At 61.6% G+C, this 15466-nt stretch carries 13 protein-coding genes; 7 read left to right on the forward strand and 6 right to left on the reverse strand.

The genetic code is table 11. The features are described from left to right. The first annotated feature begins 142 nt into the window (after window positions 1-142). From P8L30_15665 to P8L30_15680, 4 genes are read left to right on the forward strand one after another with little or no spacing between them, the layout of a single operon-like run. Window positions 143-1813: an amidohydrolase gene (locus P8L30_15665; GenBank protein MDG2241644.1), complete on the forward strand. Its 1671-nt coding sequence runs from the start codon at window positions 143-145 to the stop codon at window positions 1811-1813. Window positions 1814-1851: 38 nt separating this feature from the next. Then, window positions 1852-4272, forward strand: coding sequence for a penicillin acylase family protein (locus P8L30_15670; protein MDG2241645.1), 2421 nt, complete (start codon window positions 1852-1854; stop codon window positions 4270-4272). A 50-nt stretch (window positions 4273-4322) separates the two neighbouring features. Next, the gene (locus tag P8L30_15675; GenBank protein ID MDG2241646.1) at window positions 4323-4997 is read left to right on the forward strand and encodes a hypothetical protein; all 675 of its coding nucleotides are present in this window, start codon (window positions 4323-4325) and stop codon (window positions 4995-4997) included. Further along, on the forward strand, window positions 4994-5545 hold the full coding sequence (locus P8L30_15680) for a dihydrofolate reductase family protein (GenBank protein MDG2241647.1): 552 nt from the start codon (window positions 4994-4996) through the stop codon (window positions 5543-5545). The genes P8L30_15675 and P8L30_15680 overlap by 4 nt, the downstream gene beginning before the upstream one ends. An 11-nt stretch (window positions 5546-5556) precedes the next feature. Here P8L30_15680 and P8L30_15685 read toward each other — a convergent pair whose 3' ends face one another. Then, on the reverse strand, window positions 5557-6549 hold the full coding sequence (locus tag P8L30_15685; GenBank protein ID MDG2241648.1) for a hypothetical protein: 993 nt from the start codon (window positions 6547-6549) through the stop codon (window positions 5557-5559). After that, the gene (locus tag P8L30_15690) at window positions 6546-7622 is read right to left on the reverse strand and encodes a UvrB/UvrC motif-containing protein (GenBank protein ID MDG2241649.1); all 1077 of its coding nucleotides are present in this window, start codon (window positions 7620-7622) and stop codon (window positions 6546-6548) included. Before P8L30_15690 ends, P8L30_15685 begins: the two co-directional genes overlap by 4 nt. 141 nt (window positions 7623-7763) lie before the next feature. Here P8L30_15690 and P8L30_15695 point away from each other — a divergent pair, with 141 nt between their 5' ends. The 3 genes from P8L30_15695 (at window position 7764) to rsgA (ending at window position 11754) form a co-directional block, all read left to right on the forward strand. Beyond that, entirely contained in the window at window positions 7764-9062 is a 1299-nt protein-coding gene (locus P8L30_15695) for an HD domain-containing protein (GenBank protein MDG2241650.1), read from the forward strand. A gap of 792 nt (window positions 9063-9854) precedes the next feature. Next, a complete protein-coding gene (locus P8L30_15700) occupies window positions 9855-10760 on the forward strand; it encodes an RNA polymerase sigma factor RpoD/SigA (protein MDG2241651.1) in 906 nt (301 codons plus the stop codon). A gap of 88 nt (window positions 10761-10848) precedes the next feature. Further along, window positions 10849-11754, forward strand: a complete 906-nt coding sequence (gene rsgA, locus P8L30_15705) for a ribosome small subunit-dependent GTPase A (GenBank protein MDG2241652.1) — start codon at window positions 10849-10851, stop codon at window positions 11752-11754. Here the strand turns inward: rsgA and P8L30_15710 are convergent. The 4 genes from P8L30_15710 to P8L30_15725 are packed head-to-tail and all read right to left on the reverse strand — an operon-like array spanning window position 11717 to window position 15385. After that, window positions 11717-12514, reverse strand: coding sequence for a heme ABC transporter ATP-binding protein (locus tag P8L30_15710; protein ID MDG2241653.1), 798 nt, complete (start codon window positions 12512-12514; stop codon window positions 11717-11719). The genes rsgA and P8L30_15710 overlap by 38 nt on opposite strands. Continuing rightward, window positions 12511-13503: an iron ABC transporter permease gene (locus tag P8L30_15715; GenBank protein ID MDG2241654.1), complete on the reverse strand. Its 993-nt coding sequence runs from the start codon at window positions 13501-13503 to the stop codon at window positions 12511-12513. Before P8L30_15715 ends, P8L30_15710 begins: the two co-directional genes overlap by 4 nt. Then, window positions 13500-14384, reverse strand: coding sequence for a helical backbone metal receptor (locus P8L30_15720; protein ID MDG2241655.1), 885 nt, complete (start codon window positions 14382-14384; stop codon window positions 13500-13502). The genes P8L30_15715 and P8L30_15720 overlap by 4 nt, the downstream gene beginning before the upstream one ends. Next, window positions 14384-15385 carry a hypothetical protein gene (locus tag P8L30_15725; GenBank protein ID MDG2241656.1) on the reverse strand — a complete coding sequence of 334 codons (1002 nt, stop codon included), beginning with the start codon at window positions 15383-15385 and terminating at the stop codon, window positions 14384-14386. Before P8L30_15725 ends, P8L30_15720 begins: the two co-directional genes overlap by 1 nt. Window positions 15386-15466 lie beyond the last annotated feature (81 nt).

Genomic DNA, 15466 nt, shown 5'->3' on the forward strand with positions numbered 1-15466 from the left:
TAGATGGAACGCTGAGGTTGGATGCCCTTGGTGGCACTGTTCTCGGCGCTCTCGTCGGTGTGCTGGCTCCGAGCGCACCAGTTCCGTACGATCAAGCCCGCGGGAGTGCGGGGAAGGGGTGCCACTGTCTAAGGAGTGAATGATGAGTGAGATCAGTCGGAAGAATTTTCTCGGATTGGGCAGCTTGGCTGCAGCAGGACTCGCCACCGGATGTTCGGCGGGAGCCGCCTCTGCCGGTGTCGCTGCAGACCAAATCGTCGTGAATGGTCTGGTTTTGACCCAAGACGATGCCATGCCCAACGCCACCGCGTTCGCCGTCAAAGGTGGCCGGTTCATCGCGGTCGGCTCGGACGCGGATATCCGCAACCTGGCGGCGGCTGGCACTGAGGTGGTCGATGCAGGCGGAGCCACGGTGGTGCCAGGTTTTATCGATGCGCATTCCCATCCTTCCGGCGCGGGCCTGAACGCACTCAAGAACGTCAACACGAACCTGGGGAGCGTGGCACGAATTCAAGAGGCACTGAGGGAGCGGGCCGGACAAACGCCGCCGGGCGAGTGGATCGTCGGATATATGTACGACGATACCAAACAAGAAGAGGGGCGACCGGTGAACCGTCTTGACCTGGATGCGGTCAGCACCGACCACCCTATCGTTGTAGGGCATCGGGGCGGACACACCGGTGTGTACAATTCGAAGGCCTTCGAAGTCGCCGGAGTGACGGTGAATACTCCGGATCCGTTCGGTGGGCACTTCTACCGCGAGAATGGCGAACTGACCGGTAAGGTCGCGGAGCGCGCGCGCCGTGCATTCAGCGTCCCGAGTGGCTCAACCCGTGAGGACCGGTCGGCCGCGGTCAGCCTGATTTGCCAAGAGATGAACTCGACTGGATTGACCTCTGTCCATCAGGCTGGAACGGGCCAGGAAGATTTCAGGGCCTATCAGGACGCCAAAGAGGCTGGTGGTCTAAGCCTGAGGATGTATCTGATGGCCCGAGGCGGTGCCTACCCGGCGCTCCGAGACGCAGGCGTCCGTACTGGTTTCGGCGACGACATGATTCGTGTGGGTCCCGTGAAGTTCGCTGCGGACGGATCAGCATCTGAGCGCACGATGGCTATGAGCACGCCGTACACCGGGCGCCCTGATGACTTCGGCATCCTCACCATGACCCAAGAGGAGATCCACGAAGCCGTCGAGGACGCGCACCGCAACGGGTGGCAGATCGCGATCCACGCAAATGGTGACGTGACCATCGACATGGTTTTGAACGCATACGAGCGCATGCAACGGGAATACCCCCGCGAGGACACGCGTCACAGGCTTGAGCACTGCTCATTAGTGAACCCGGAGATCTTGCAGCGCATTGCGGCCGGAGGGTTCATTCCGGCGCCCTTCTATACCTATGCGCACTACCACGGCGAAAAGTGGATCGAGTACGGTGCGGAGAAGATGGAGTGGATGTTTGCTCACAAGTCGTTCCTCGATCACGGCATCATGGTCGCTCCGGCGTCGGACCACTCACCGGGGCCGTACGAGCCGCTCATGGCCATACAGTCGATGGTGACTCGGAAAGACTTTTCGGGCCGTGAGTGGGGGCCGAGTCAGAAAATCACCGTCGATCAGGCCATGCGCATATGCACGAGACACGGTGCGTATGCCGCGTTCGAAGAACACGAAAAGGGGTCGATCACAGCTGGGAAACTGGCCGACTACGTATTCCTAGCGGAGGACCCGCACGAGACGGACCCGGATCGAATCAAGGAAATTAAGGTGCTCCGTACCGTTGTCGGCGGCCGTGCCGTCTACGAAGCCTAGGAACTCCGCCCACTATGTCTCCCGAGCCGTCCGATACCATGCGCGCTATCAAGAGCAAACTGAACGTTCTTCTTTTGTCCCTCGCGTTCCTCCCGGCGTCGGCTGCGGCTCAGGAAACGACCCGCCTTGCGGCAGATGGTCTCGAACAACCCGTTGAGATTTTGGTCGACCGATGGGGTATCAGTCACATCTACGCGGAGTCGCAGCACGACCTCTTCTTTGCGCAGGGGTGGAATGCCGCGCGGGATCGCCTGTTTCAGTTGGAGCTGTGGCGCCGGCAGGCGACGGGTACGGTGTCCGAGATCCTCGGGCCACGGGAGCTCGAGCGAGACATCGGGACGCGTCTTTTCAAGTTTCGCCGTGACCTCGACCAGGAACTCAGCCACTACCACGACGACGGCATCGAGATCATTGGCGCTTACGTGGATGGGATCAATGCGTATATCGAACACACCCGGGAGAATCCTGAACTGCTCCCCATCGAATTCGAACTGCTCGGTATAACCCCGGGCATTTGGACGACCGATGTCGTGATCTCGAGACACCAGGGACTGCTCGGCAACATCGGGGCGGAGCTCTCTACAGGGCGGAACGTGGCTCGCCTTGGCGCAGATGTCGTGAAGAGCCTGTCATCCTTCGGCCCCGGGGATCCGATTCTCGAGCTGGACGCAGCCCTGGACGGCGAGGCCCTCTCCGAGGACATCCTCGGGCTCTACAACGCGTTCCGAGGGTCCGTGCGTTTCCGTCCAGAGGATATTGTGGATGACCGCCGCGGTGAGCCCGATGCGTTCGTGATGTTGGAACGTGCCGCAGAAGCGTCTTCGAGAACGGTCGCATACGATCCCAAGGGAGATATCGGCTCGAACAACTGGGTGGTGAGCGGTGCACGCTCCGAAAGCGGGTACCCGATCATGGCGAACGATCCCCATCGCGTTCAGGCGGCGCCGTCACTTCGATATTGGGTGCACTTGGTCGCACCCGGTTGGGACGTCATCGGTGGAGGCGAGCCGAGCCTGCCCGGGATCTCGATTGGACACAACCAGTTCGGCGCCTGGGGCCTCACCGTCTTCGCGACCGACGCGGAGGACCTCTACGTCTACGAGACCAACCCATCGAACCCCAACCAGTATCGATACCGCGGTGAGTGGGAAGAGATGAGCGTCATCACCGAGACCATCCCGGTGAAGGGCCAGTCGGATCACACGGTGGAGCTGAAGTACACGCGACACGGGCCTGTGGTCTTCGAAGACGATGGCCGTGACCTGGCCTACGCAGTCCGCGCTGGGTGGATGGAGATCGGCGGATCCCCCTACCTCGCCTCCCTGCGAATGGACCAGGCGACGACGTGGGAAGAATTCGTGGAAGCGTGCACGTACTCGAACATCCCGGGTGAGAACATGATCTGGGCAGACCGCGAGGGTAACATCGGCTGGCAGGCGGTGGGTATCGCCCCGGTCCGCCGGAACTGGAGTGGCCTCGTTCCTGTACCCGGCGATGGCCGGTACGAGTGGGACGGCTACCTGCCCATCCAAGCGAAGCCCCATGTGTTCAACCCAGCCGAGGGGTACTTCGCCACCGCGAACAACGACCTGGTCCCAAGAGATTACGAGTTCATGGACGCAGTGGGCTATTCGTGGTCGGATCCGTATCGCTGGCTCCGGCTTGTAGAAGTGCTCGGGAGCGGCCGGCGTTTCTCGATGGCTGATATGATGCGCCTGCAGACCGACGAATTGTCGATCCCTGCGCGCCAACTCGTGCCCATGCTCGAGGAGATCGCCGTTCCGGACAATCGCACGCTCCGCGCGAAGAACCTGCTTCTCGAGTGGGACTTCGTTATGGACAAGAACTCCGAGGCAGCGGGGCTCTACGCAGCGTGGGAGGCGGAGATCAGACGCGCCGTTCGGGCCGCAGCAGTTCCTGAGGGGGCGGGAATAAACCTCTCACTTCGAAAGACCATCGAGAGAGTGATGGTGCCGCCGGGCGAATTCGGAGTCGACCCCATGGCAGCGCGTGACCAACTGCTGATGGATGCGCTCGAAGCTGCAATGGCTGTGCTCACCGCGAAGCTCGGGCCAGACCAAGGTGGCTGGGTGTGGGGGCAGGAGGAGTACCACCACGCCTATCTGCGTCACCCACTCGGCACATCGGTCGATCCCGTGACGCGTTCGCTGCTCGAGGCAGGTCCGCTTCCAAGGGGTGGCTATGGCTCGACCGTGAACCAGACGACGAACGGCGACAATCAGACAAGCGGGGCGTCGTTCCGGATCATCGTCGACACAGGGGATTGGGATCGCACCGTAGGCATGAACACTCCCGGGCAGAGTGGTGATCCGGAATCACCGTTCTATCGGAATCTGTTCGAACTTTGGGCGACGGATCAGTTCCACCCCGTCTTCTATTCGCGCGACAAAGTAGAGGCCGTTACGGCGGTCAGGATCGACCTGAGACCGGGTAACTAGTGCCGGGTCCTGTTCAGAAATCTACTGGGCGGCTGATCGGCGAGGGTGGAGTGGTTGTCCTCAGTATCCTGATCGCGTTCGGAGTCGATGCGTGGTGGGAGTACCGCGGGGAGCGGGTCCGGGAGCGGGAATCGATAGAGCAGTTGGTCGATGAGTTCGTCGCAATTGATGCCGAACTGGCCCAGTTGGATTCTTTGTATACGCTGGCGAACTCGGGAGAGCAACGTCTCAAGGTGCTCATGGCTGCCATGGGAAGTCGGCAGGGTGATTTTCCTGACCTGACTCTCGACTCTCTTATCGCAGGTGCTATCGGAAATCCGAGAGCTTCCCTTCCGGAAGGCGTGCTCGCTTCCCTCTTAGCATCTGGCGATTTGTCCTTGATTCGGTCGGATCGTCTTCGGGCCGCCTTGGCTGGGTGGGCGCCGGAGCGCTCCAAGGTCGAGGACGATCTGATAGAGGCGTCCGAGTTCACGTCAGATTTCCTCATGCCCTATCTCTGGGGTGAGGTGTCGGTACGAGCCATCGATGTAAAGACCGGCTACCACGAGGAGCTGGGCCCGGGCCCCTTCGATCACGACCCGTGGCAGCTCTTGGTCGATCGCCGCTTCGAGAACCTCATCAACGAGCGATTGATTCTGGTCGAGACCAATGCCGAGCGTGCTCGGGAAGCGCGGGCGCACGCGCAGACCGTGCTGCGTCTAGCCCGAGCGGAGTTGAGTCGGTGACTCGCCGGATCCGGTACTCCGTTGCTATGAGTCTGGACGGGTTCATTGCGACCGAAGACGGTGGCTACGATTGGATTCCTACGGACGACGACCTCGACTTCGCGTCATATCTCGGGAAGATCGGTACGCTGCTCATGGGCCGCGGCACGTATGAAGTCATGCTCGCCCAGGACGAACCTTGGGCGGCGTTCCCAGGCATGGATGTTGTTGTGGTTTCGACGACGCTCCGTGCAAGAGATCACCCTGACGCGACCATCATCAACGATGATGTGGTCACGGCCGTTACATCCCTGAAGAATCAGGCCGGTAAGGACATCTGGCTCTTCGGGGGCGGGGTTCTTTTCCGGAGCCTATTGGAGTCGCAGCTGGTCGATAGGGTCGAAATCGGCGTGATCCCAAAGCTCCTCGGGCAGGGCATTCCGCTGGTGCCCGGGCTCGCGAGTATCGCGAAGCTCGAGCTGCACAGCTCCGAGTCCTTCCCGAATAGTGGGATCGCTCTCTTGAAGTACGACGTGATGGACTCGGACCGGACTCTGGCCGAAGCCTGACGGCTGTTGGGTCAGTTCGCGCCGGATTGAGCGTCCTGCCCAGCCAACTCCACGAAGGCCAGTTCCCCAATCGATGCGTCTTGGGCGCCCACACCGGTCAGGTCGCAGATGATGGTCTCGTCGGACTCGCGACCGGGCTTCTCTTCTAAGACGATTTCTCCCAGTTCGGCGTAGACGTCGTCTACGCACATCAACCCGGCTGCGACCGCATGGTGGACCTCGCCAAGGTGGACGCACTGCGAGGTCAGGTCGGTGACGACCTTGTCAGCCCCAGCGACCACATCTGCCGCGACCTCCTGCTTCCGAGGTCCGTCGGACCCGACCGCGACGAGCGTAGCGCCCTTCTTGAGAGCACCCGAACCAATGAGTGGTGAGCGAGCGGGGGTCGCGGTGATTACGAGATCGGCCTTTGCAATCGCGAGCTCAGGGTCTTCATGAGCGATGGCGTCGGGGTGCCCAGCTTTACCAAGTTCTTCTTTCCACCTAAGGGTTCGCGACCAACTCCGAGACCACACGGACAGGTCGGCGATGTCTCGGACCTGGGAGAGAAGGCGTAATTGCATCTGCCCCTGAATGCCCGCTCCAAGTATGGCCACGTTCAGTGGTCGTGCGTTCGTAAGGTTTTGTGCAGCGAGTGCCCCAGCAGCGGCAGTGCGAAGGTCGGTCAGGTAGCCGTTATCGGCGAGGATGCCGCGGGGGAATCCTGTCTCCGCGTCGAAAATGAGAACGACGCCGGATCCTGTCGGGACCCCGAGGTCGACGTTCCCATAAAAGCCACTGGCGACCTTGAGGGTGAACATGGACGAACCGTGGAGATGGGCACCCTTGATGTGCATCTCGCCGTTGACGTTGGGGAACTCCCAACCCATAGGGGGCGGCACGGTGGCGAGCCCTTTCCCAAGGGCACGAAAAGCACGCTCCGCGCTGCGGAGCGCCACACGGTCGGTGATTGCTTTTCGGATCCGCCACTCGTCGAACACCTTGATCGACGGGCGTTGATTCATGCGGGTCTTTTCTCAGCGAACCACCGGTCGGGTGGCGTAGTGCGTTTGCGTTCACGAGGTCTGAGCCGAAACCACTGGGCTATCAGAAGAATCTCGGCTGCTTCTTCTGGGCGCAATCCTGCGGGGCCCATGTCCAGTTCCGCAAATGTGCTCTCGATTTGATCTGCGACCCTCGCTCTCGCTTTTGAGCTCTTTGGGTGGGGCAACGTCTTTCGGATTCGACCTCGCCGAATGATGTAAACCCGATCGTCGCCCCGAAATCCGGGAACGCGGTAAATGAACGAGAGATCCTGCACTCGTCCGCGAAACGCGACCAGCTCGTCCTGGAAACACTGGAGTCGCTCGAGCCGATCTCTCAATAGCGCAGCATATTCGAAGTCCGTGCGTGCCGCTGCTTCGGCCATCTGCTGCTGGAGGTCTCTCAGCGGAGCCTCGGCTCGCCCTTCGAGGAACCGCTTGGCGAGTTCCACTGCGGCACCGTACTCCCCGGAGGTCGGCCGCCCTGCGCACGGCGCGAGGCAAGTCGACAGGTCGGCCCTTATGCAGCGGGGCGGACGTCTACCCCGGAAGATCTCAAATTGGTCGTTGAAGAAGACGGGCGTAGTGGCGGGGCAGTCGCGGAGCCCGAGCACATGACTGAGTTCCCTGACGGACTCGCCGAGCGCTCGGACGCGCGGGAAGGGGCCGTAGTAGGTCGCTCCGTCTTCCGCGATGCGGCTGACGGGCAGAACCCGAGGTGCGATCTCGTTCGTCACCTTCACGAACGCATAGATCTTCTTCCGCTTGTGTTGGACGTTGAAGCGCGGCTGCCATTGCTGAATCAGCTTCATCTCGTGGATGAGCGAGGCGAACTCGTTTGGGATGTACTCCCACGACACGTGCGATGCCGCACTGATCAACTCCCATGCTTTCTCGCCTTTCGTTGCCCGGAAGTAGGACAGTAGGCGAGTCCGTACATGGACTGATTTTCCCACGTAGAGCAGTTCATCGCCCGGCCCGTACATCCGGTAGACACCGGGGCGGTTCTCTGCCCGGGCCCGGATGTGCTCTCTGAGGGTCGGGTTGGGGATCATCGTGGTGCGGCCGAGAGGCTTCCTAGGGAGGGGCTGGCGCTTTCGCTGTTTCTTCGGGAAAATAGGAGTGTACGCCCCGGGGCTGCAACGCCGTCCCGAAATGGCATTCTCGTTCCTCGGTGGTATCCCGATAATCAGCGTATGAGTACATCTGTCCCAGGAAAGACGATCAGGGATCCGCTCTGGAACACGATCCACCTAGACCCGACCGCGGTCCGGATCGTGGACACAGCGGAGTTCCAACGTCTTCGGTACATCCGCCAGCTCGGTCTGGCGCACCTGGTATACCCGGGAGCAACGCACACTCGCTTCGACCATGCATTGGGCGTGTACCATCTGACGACGACCGCCCTCCGGCACCTCCACGAACGCGGTGGCGTCGAGCCTGAAGCGTGGGAGGGCGAGGAACTCGTACCGTACGCGGCGCTCCTCCATGACATCGGGCACTATCCGTTTTCGCACGCTCTAGAGGAACTCGAAAGCGACCAGGTTCCTGCTCACCACGAGGAGGTGAGCAAGAGGTTCTTCGCTTCACCCGCGCTCAGAGATGCGCTCGCGACGCTCGGACTCACGGCTCCTGAGCGGCTACATGAGTTGATCTCGGGGCAGGGCGACATCCCCCTCCGTGGCCTGGTAAGTGGGAGCCTAGATCTCGACAAGATGGAGTACCTGCGCCGGGACGCCCGCTTCTGTGGGGTGCCTTACGGCGAGGTGGACGTGTCGCGCCTTCTGCAGGGTTTGGCGCTACTGAGAGATCCTGTCACGGAGAAGTACGAGGTCGGGGTTCACGAGAAGGCCATCGCGGCGCTTGAGTCTCTGCTCTTCGCGAAGTATCAGATGTTCAGAAACGTTTACTGGCATCATGCGGTGCGTGCTGCGACCGCACTCTACAAGCGCATCGTGGAAGAGTCTGTCCGCTCCGGCTTACTGGACCCAGAGGAGCTGATCGGTCCGACGGACGAAGAACTCCTGTACGAGATCAGTCGACGCGCGCACGAGGGGGACGGCGAAATCGCCGAGCGCATTGCCACGCGGTGGATGACTAACCTCCGTCATCGCCGGCTCCCGAAGCGGGCGCTTGAGTTGACGGCGGCTGACCTCGAGGGGCGACAGATCGAGGATTGGGCCGTGAGTGACTCACCGTGGAAGAGAGCGGTCGAGGATGACCTGGCTGCTGAGCTCGGTCTAGAGCCGGGTGAGGTCGTCATCGATTTCCCGGCGAAGCCGGCCATGTTCCAGCTCGATATGCTCGTTGAACGACGGGGCGGGGCGGTCGAGCGCCTTGGGCTCGATGGGCTCCAGGGCGTGCTGGATCTGCCGAAGCTGGCGCAGCAGCTGTATACGACGGCTCGGGTGTTGCGGGTGTTCACGTTCGAGCGGCGGGATGTTTCGGCGGAGTTGGTGTTGGATCGGATTACTCGGCCTGTGGGGTCGGCATAGCTTTTTTTGGAGGGGCCGGCGAGGGTGTACGCCGTGTCCCGGGGGCGCTCGCCCTCGGTTGCGTTCCGTCCTTCTGGGGCTCGCTAAGCGACGCACCACTTCCGGTCGTTCGGCGTCGTCTTACTCGCTCCGCTCGTGGTGCGTCGATTCCCCGGGGCCAACTGCTAAATGGCTAGGATCGCCACTGTGATATTGTCCTAGCCGCCACCGTCATTGGCGGCCGCGACCAAAGCGGATGATGCGGCCTGAGCGGCTTCTGGGGTGCTGACTTCGGCAAACCCGACGCGAAGATGCTCGGCGATCACATCGTCATCCAGAATACCGAGCTTAAATCTGGAAACAGCGCGACGCTGTCCTCATTGCGTTTCCGGATTCGACCCATGTCGCTGAGGCCGGTGACGATAGTGTGTGTCACGGAGCGGGACCGAGTCGTCGTTAGGGTGAAGGACATTGCTTAGCCGGGAAGGTGAAGGGCACCGTCACTGGCTGTAACCAATTTCCGTATTCGGCGCACTCTGACGGACAGGAACCACTCATACGCAAAGGGTTACCAGAAAGTGCACTGGCGCGGCTCACAGTTACGCGCCACCCTCCCGGTGGAAAGTCAGGGGCAGCTCAAGATCGTAGATGGCCTGCCCGACCGGTTGAGGGTGCAAAAAGTGCTTGAATTGCTTGACACTCGGGGTCATGCTCGGCACTTTAAAGGGCTAAGGATGCCACGAAGTTCAAGGCCCCCGACGAGCCGGAACTACCCAACTGTCCGGGGTTGAACTTGAAGGAGAATAGATAGCGATGGCCACTGCCAAACCAAGCCCAGCCAAGAAGCGCGGTAGAAAGGGGAATGTCCTTTCGGGCTTCGACGCGAGCGTGGAGGAGCAGAGCGCACTCGATCAGTATCTGCGTGATGTTAGCAGACATGAGTTGATCACTCCTGAGAAGGAGAAAGAACTCGGTGCTAAGGCCCAATTGGGCGATCAGGATGCGATCCAGGAGCTGGCGCGAGCCAACCTGCGTTTTGTGATTAGTGTTGCGAAGAAGTACCAGAACCGAGGCGTCTCTCTCACGGATTTGATCCAAGAGGGGAACGTTGGACTCGTCACAGCTGCGCGGAAGTTCGATCCCGAGCAGGGCGTGAAGTTCATCAGTTATGCGGTCTGGTGGATTCGCCAGGCGATTCTCGCCTCGTTGGCTAACCATGGTCGTGCGGTTCGAGTACCACTCAACCGGGCGAGCGACTTGGCGCGCATCTTCCGTGAAAAAGAGCGATTGAAGCAGGAGAAGGGACGGGAGCCGTCAACTGAAGAGTTGGCCGAGGCCACGTTCTTGACCCCTGAGTTGGTCGAGTCGCTCCAGACGCTGAACGCTTCTGAGATTCGTCTCGACGCCCCTATCGGGGATTCGGAGGATTCGCAGCTCGTCGAGCGTTTCATCACCGAAGAGGCGGCTGAGCCTGAGGTGGAAGTCGAGAGTCGACTTCTTACTGAGACGATCACCGAAGCGCTTTCAACGCTCGAGGCACGCGATGCGAAGGTTTTGCGTCTGTACTTCGGTCTCGAAGGTGAGCGCGAGCACACCCTCGAAGAGATCGGGAACATGCTAGGCGTGACCCGTGAGCGGATTCGTCAGCTCAGGGACCGCGCACTGCGACGCCTGCGCGAGGGTGGGAAAGGAACCGCTCTGGAGTCGTTCGCGGCGTGATGTTCTGTCCGGCCGTCACTCGGTCGGTTCATGTGGCCCCCTGTCAGAGCGACTTCTGGCGGGGGGCTTCGTGTATCCAGGAGTGCCATTGAACGGCGCGGTTCACGAGGCAGCCGGTGGCGTCTACCGTGTAGTCCTCGAAGACGGCACGAGTGTCGACGCCTCGCTGCGGGGCCGGCTCAAGCAGCAGCAGCGGACCGGTATGCAGGTGGTGATCGGTGACGCGGTCACTGTTGAACAAATCGGTGACGCCTGGGCCATCAAAGATGTCGCTGAGCGACAGACGGAGCTGGTGCGCCGTGGCCGTGGTGGCCGCGCAGCCAAATTGCTCGCTGCGAATCTCGATTCAGTCCTCGCAGTCGTGTCCGCAAGGGACCCTGACGTGTCCGTCGAGTTGGTAGATCGTCTGCTTGTGGTGGGTGAGTCTAGCGGCATGCGCCCCATTCTGATCGTCAACAAAGTTGAGCTTCCCGGAGCCGCTGCGGTGGCGGCGATGCTTCAGGAGCTCTATCAGAGCGTTGGGTATCGGGTGCTTTTAGTCAGCGCGAACACAGAGACCGGCCTGGATGAGCTACACGACCTACTCTGCTCGGGGACGTCGACGCTGATGGGCCCTTCCGGAGTGGGGAAGTCATCGCTTCTCAACGCGGTTGATCCGCAGCTGGACCTCAAGATCGGAGCGTTGTCTCGTAAAACGGGGACGGGACGTCACACGACGGTAGGCTCCCGCCTCATTGCCTTGGCATGCGGTGGTCTGGTCGCCGACACCCCGGGCTTTGGCGATGTCGGCCTGTGGGGCGTGGCACCTGAAGAGGTCGCTGCTTGCTTCCCGGAGTTCCAGGAGCACCTAGGCCACTGCCGCTTCCGAAGCTGCGCCCACGTGCACGAGCCGGACTGCGCGGTTCGCGAAGCGGTTCAAGATGGACTGATCGCCGAGTCCAGGTACGGCAGCTTCCTTACCGCTCGGTCCGAGGCTGGGGACGTAGCGGGGTAATTCTCGGCGCCCCTGACGCTGGATCGGGAGCAATGGCGACGGGCCACTGATAGACCTCGGTAATCGTCTCTTCTGTCATGACCTCAGCCGGTGTGCCTTCTGCAGCGACTTTGCCATCGTCCAGGAGGAGCATGCGGTCGGCGAAGCGGGCTGCGAGGTCGAGTCCGTGGGTGACCACGACAACGGTGAGTCCCGAGTCCGCCGCTTCCCGAAGAAGTTCGAGAATGCCCATCTCGTGTCGGATATCGAGACTGTTGGTCGGCTCGTCGAGTACCAACGCACGAGGCTCTTGGGCCAGGGCGCGCGCGATGCGTACTCGTTGGAGTTCCCCTCCGGAGAGGGTCATCACATCTCGGTCAGCGAACGCCGAAACGTCGCATGCCGCGAGCGCGGAATTGACCGCGGTACGATCTGAGTCGCGTTCACTCTCCAAGGGGCCGAGGTGCGGGTATCGTCCCATGGATACCATTTCGCGGACGGTCAGAGGGAAGGAAATCGTCTCCGCTTGTGATACAACACCGACGGCCCGAGCGAGGTCTTTCCTGTCCCATTCGTGGGTCTCACGTCCGTCCAAAAAAGTCTTTCCGGCGTCGACCTTCTCTACGCCCAGGAGTGCCCGCATGAGGGTCGACTTACCCGAGCCGTTCGGACCGAGGACCGCATACAAGCAGCCGTCGAGGGCCTCCATCGATACACCATCTAAGGCCGGCCGCTGTCCGGCATCGTAGCTGACGACCAGATCTAGAGCTTCGATCTTCACGTGGGTCCTACACTACGTCGTAGGAGCACTAAGAAGATGGGCACGCCGACGAACGCGGTGACCACCCCGATTGGGACCTCGATGGGATCCATGACAACACGTGCCGCGAGATCGGCCAAGGTGAGGAAGACGGCTCCACCCAAGAACGAGAGCGGCAAAAGCGCTCGGTGGTCGGACCCGATCAATAGACGGACCGCGTGAGGTACCACGAGCCCGACGAAACCGATGATGCCTGCCACGGCCACCCCCGCCGCGGTGATCAGAGCCGCGATGAGTAGCGTTGTACGCTTCACCCCCTCCACGTCGGCGCCGAGGTAGTACGCGGTCTCTTCGCCGATCGACATGAGATTCAACGGCCGCGAGAGCGCTATGAGTACGCCCGCAGCGGGGAGCGTGTAGACGGCCGCGACCAGGACGCTTCCCCAACTCGCTCCCGCCAGGGAGCCCATGCTCCATTGAACGGCCGTCTGGACGGTCCGTGCCGGAGAGATCGATAGGATAAACGCGATACATGCCGAGAAGAACGCGGCGATCACGACCCCAGCAAGAAGAAGCACTCGGACGTCCATAGCACGCCCGGTCGCTGTCGCGACCCGGAAGACGAGCCAGATTGCCAAGAGCGCTCCGGCGAAGGCTGCGAGCGGGAGCGCCCACGAACTCGCAGACACCAGTCCGAGTGCGATCACCGACACTGCCCCAAGCGAGGCGCCACCGGAAATGCCGAGGATGTAGGGTTCGGCCAGTGGGTTCCGCAGCAAGGCTTGGAAGGTCGCACCTGCGAGTGCCAACGAGCCGCCGACCAGCATCCCCAAGAGGACCCGAGGAAGTCGGAGGTTCATCACGATGTCGCGTTGGACGTCCGTGCCCCCTCCTGAGAGTACGGACAGTACGTCGCCGGTCGGAACCGGTACGGACCCAAAGCCCACACCCAATAGAAGGCTGATCAGAAGGGCCGCGACGAGAAGCCCGCCCAACGTCGAGCGGCTCACCGGAGCTTCGCGGCGTGGAGAAGTTCCGCCAATCTCCAGGCGGCCTCGGCGGTTCCCGGTCCTGGGATTTCGAGCGTGCCGCCGACCTCTACGATCCGAGCGCCCGGTGCCAACGCTGGATCGAAGTCCCCCGCGCTCGAAACGAGCACGACGTCGATCTCCCGGGCGCGAATCTGTTCTGGACTCACGGACGCATAGAGGGATCCGAGGTCCGAGAAGACGTTGTCTCCACCCGAGAGCGAGAGAACATCGTCGATGTATGTCCCCGATCCTGCGACCCAAGGCGGCGTGCCTCCGAGCAGGTATACCGTGCGCAATCGGGGACGGGAAGCGACGGCACTTCGGAGCGCATCCAACTCTGCTCGAATCTCTGCCACTACTGCGTTAGCGGCTTGCTCTGACCCGGTGAGCGCACCGAGCTGAGTTATGGAGGTGTAGGCGTCTTCGAGGCGGTCCGGCCGAAGCGCGAAGTGGGTGATCCCCAGATCATCCAGTCGCGCCGGAGTCCTGGGGTCCTGCTCCCCCGCGAATCGGATGACGAGATCCGGCTGAAGAGCGACGATTTCTTCGAGATTCGGATCGAGCCCGCCCCCGACAGATGGAAAAACCTGTACCCATGGCGCGGTGTCGAAGTCGGTCCGGCCCACCAGCCGTGACTCCACACCCAAAGCTCTCAGAGTGCTGGTGGCAGACGGGACCAAAGAAACGATGCGCTGAGCAGGTCCTCGAAGGTGACGCTCGGTCCCGGTCGCGTCGACGACCGTTATGGTCGCGGCGGACGCCTCGGGAGGTGCGTCATCGATTTGCGGCCCGCACGCGGAGACCGCGAAAAGCAGGAGAAGGTGCGTACTGCTACGAAACGGCGTCGGGTGACGCCGCATCAGCCGACCGGTGTCTGACCGCAGGAATCCTCAAACGCTCGCACCCAGGAACCGTTTCGTTGCGCGAGCGTCGAGAACCATCGCGACTCTGAACCGTAGACGTCCAGAAGAACCTCTTCCTTGCCGTCTCCGTTCAGGTCCAAATGGTCGTGGTAGCGCGGCGCCCCTTTCCCTTGCGAATCAGCCGGCCGGTACCACTCGAACGTCTGCTGATACAGGGTGCCCACTTGTGAACCCATCACAAAAATCGAATAGGCGCCAGCGGCGGGGGCACTCACGGAGAGCTGGTCTCGGAACAGAAAGGTCGCTGCGATCGCCTCTCCAGGTGCGTCGACAAATTGCAGCGCCTGGATGTCTTGGCGGATCGAGAGCGGCCCGTCAGGTGGGAATGCAGCGCGCACACGAGCTATCGTCGCGTTCGCCATTCCCAAGGACGCGACCCGCTGGCCGTAGTCGTGCTGATGCACCCGATAGGTGTCGTAGTCCCTCCCTCGGCCCGCATCGGCAGGAAGCCCCATAAGTCGAGTCGTGCCTGCCGCGCCCGGAACGAGTTCAACCGTGCCTGTGATCGTTGCCCGTGGTACGCAAAAATCTTTGTTCAGAGAGACTTCGCGTGCAGTCAGGCTCCCAACTCGGACGCCCTGAGAGAACAGCGTCCATTCTGAGCCGGGAGCGAGTTGTTCTTGGACGAAGTACTCGTGGAAGCCCGGGGCGCTTTCTTCTGACGGAAGCTCGTTGATGGCGTCGCCTTGGACTTCGCCCACTACATAGAGGGTCGCCTCTGATCCAGAGCGTACTCCGGCCAGCAAGATGGGACCCTGTGGCAACTCGGGTCGAGTGTCTTGCTCCTCGAGCGCCGCAGATAATCCCGGGGCCTCGGCCACCAACTCGGTACGAGCCGGGGGCGGTTGAAGCTGCACGTCGATCCCGTCCCAGGTGACGTTGTCGCAGCCTGTAGCCACGGTTAAGATCACCGCGATCGCTAGGAGATTCCTACGCATCTGGCCTTCGGGTAGGTGGTTCAGGGCCAACAAAGCTAGTGCTGACCCCTGCGGGGGCAAGCTGAGAACGCGGACGCAGGC

It is taken from the genome of Longimicrobiales bacterium, assembly GCA_029245345.1.
In the GTDB taxonomy this organism is placed as follows: Bacteria; Gemmatimonadota; Gemmatimonadetes; order Longimicrobiales; family Gaopeijiaceae; genus CALFPJ01.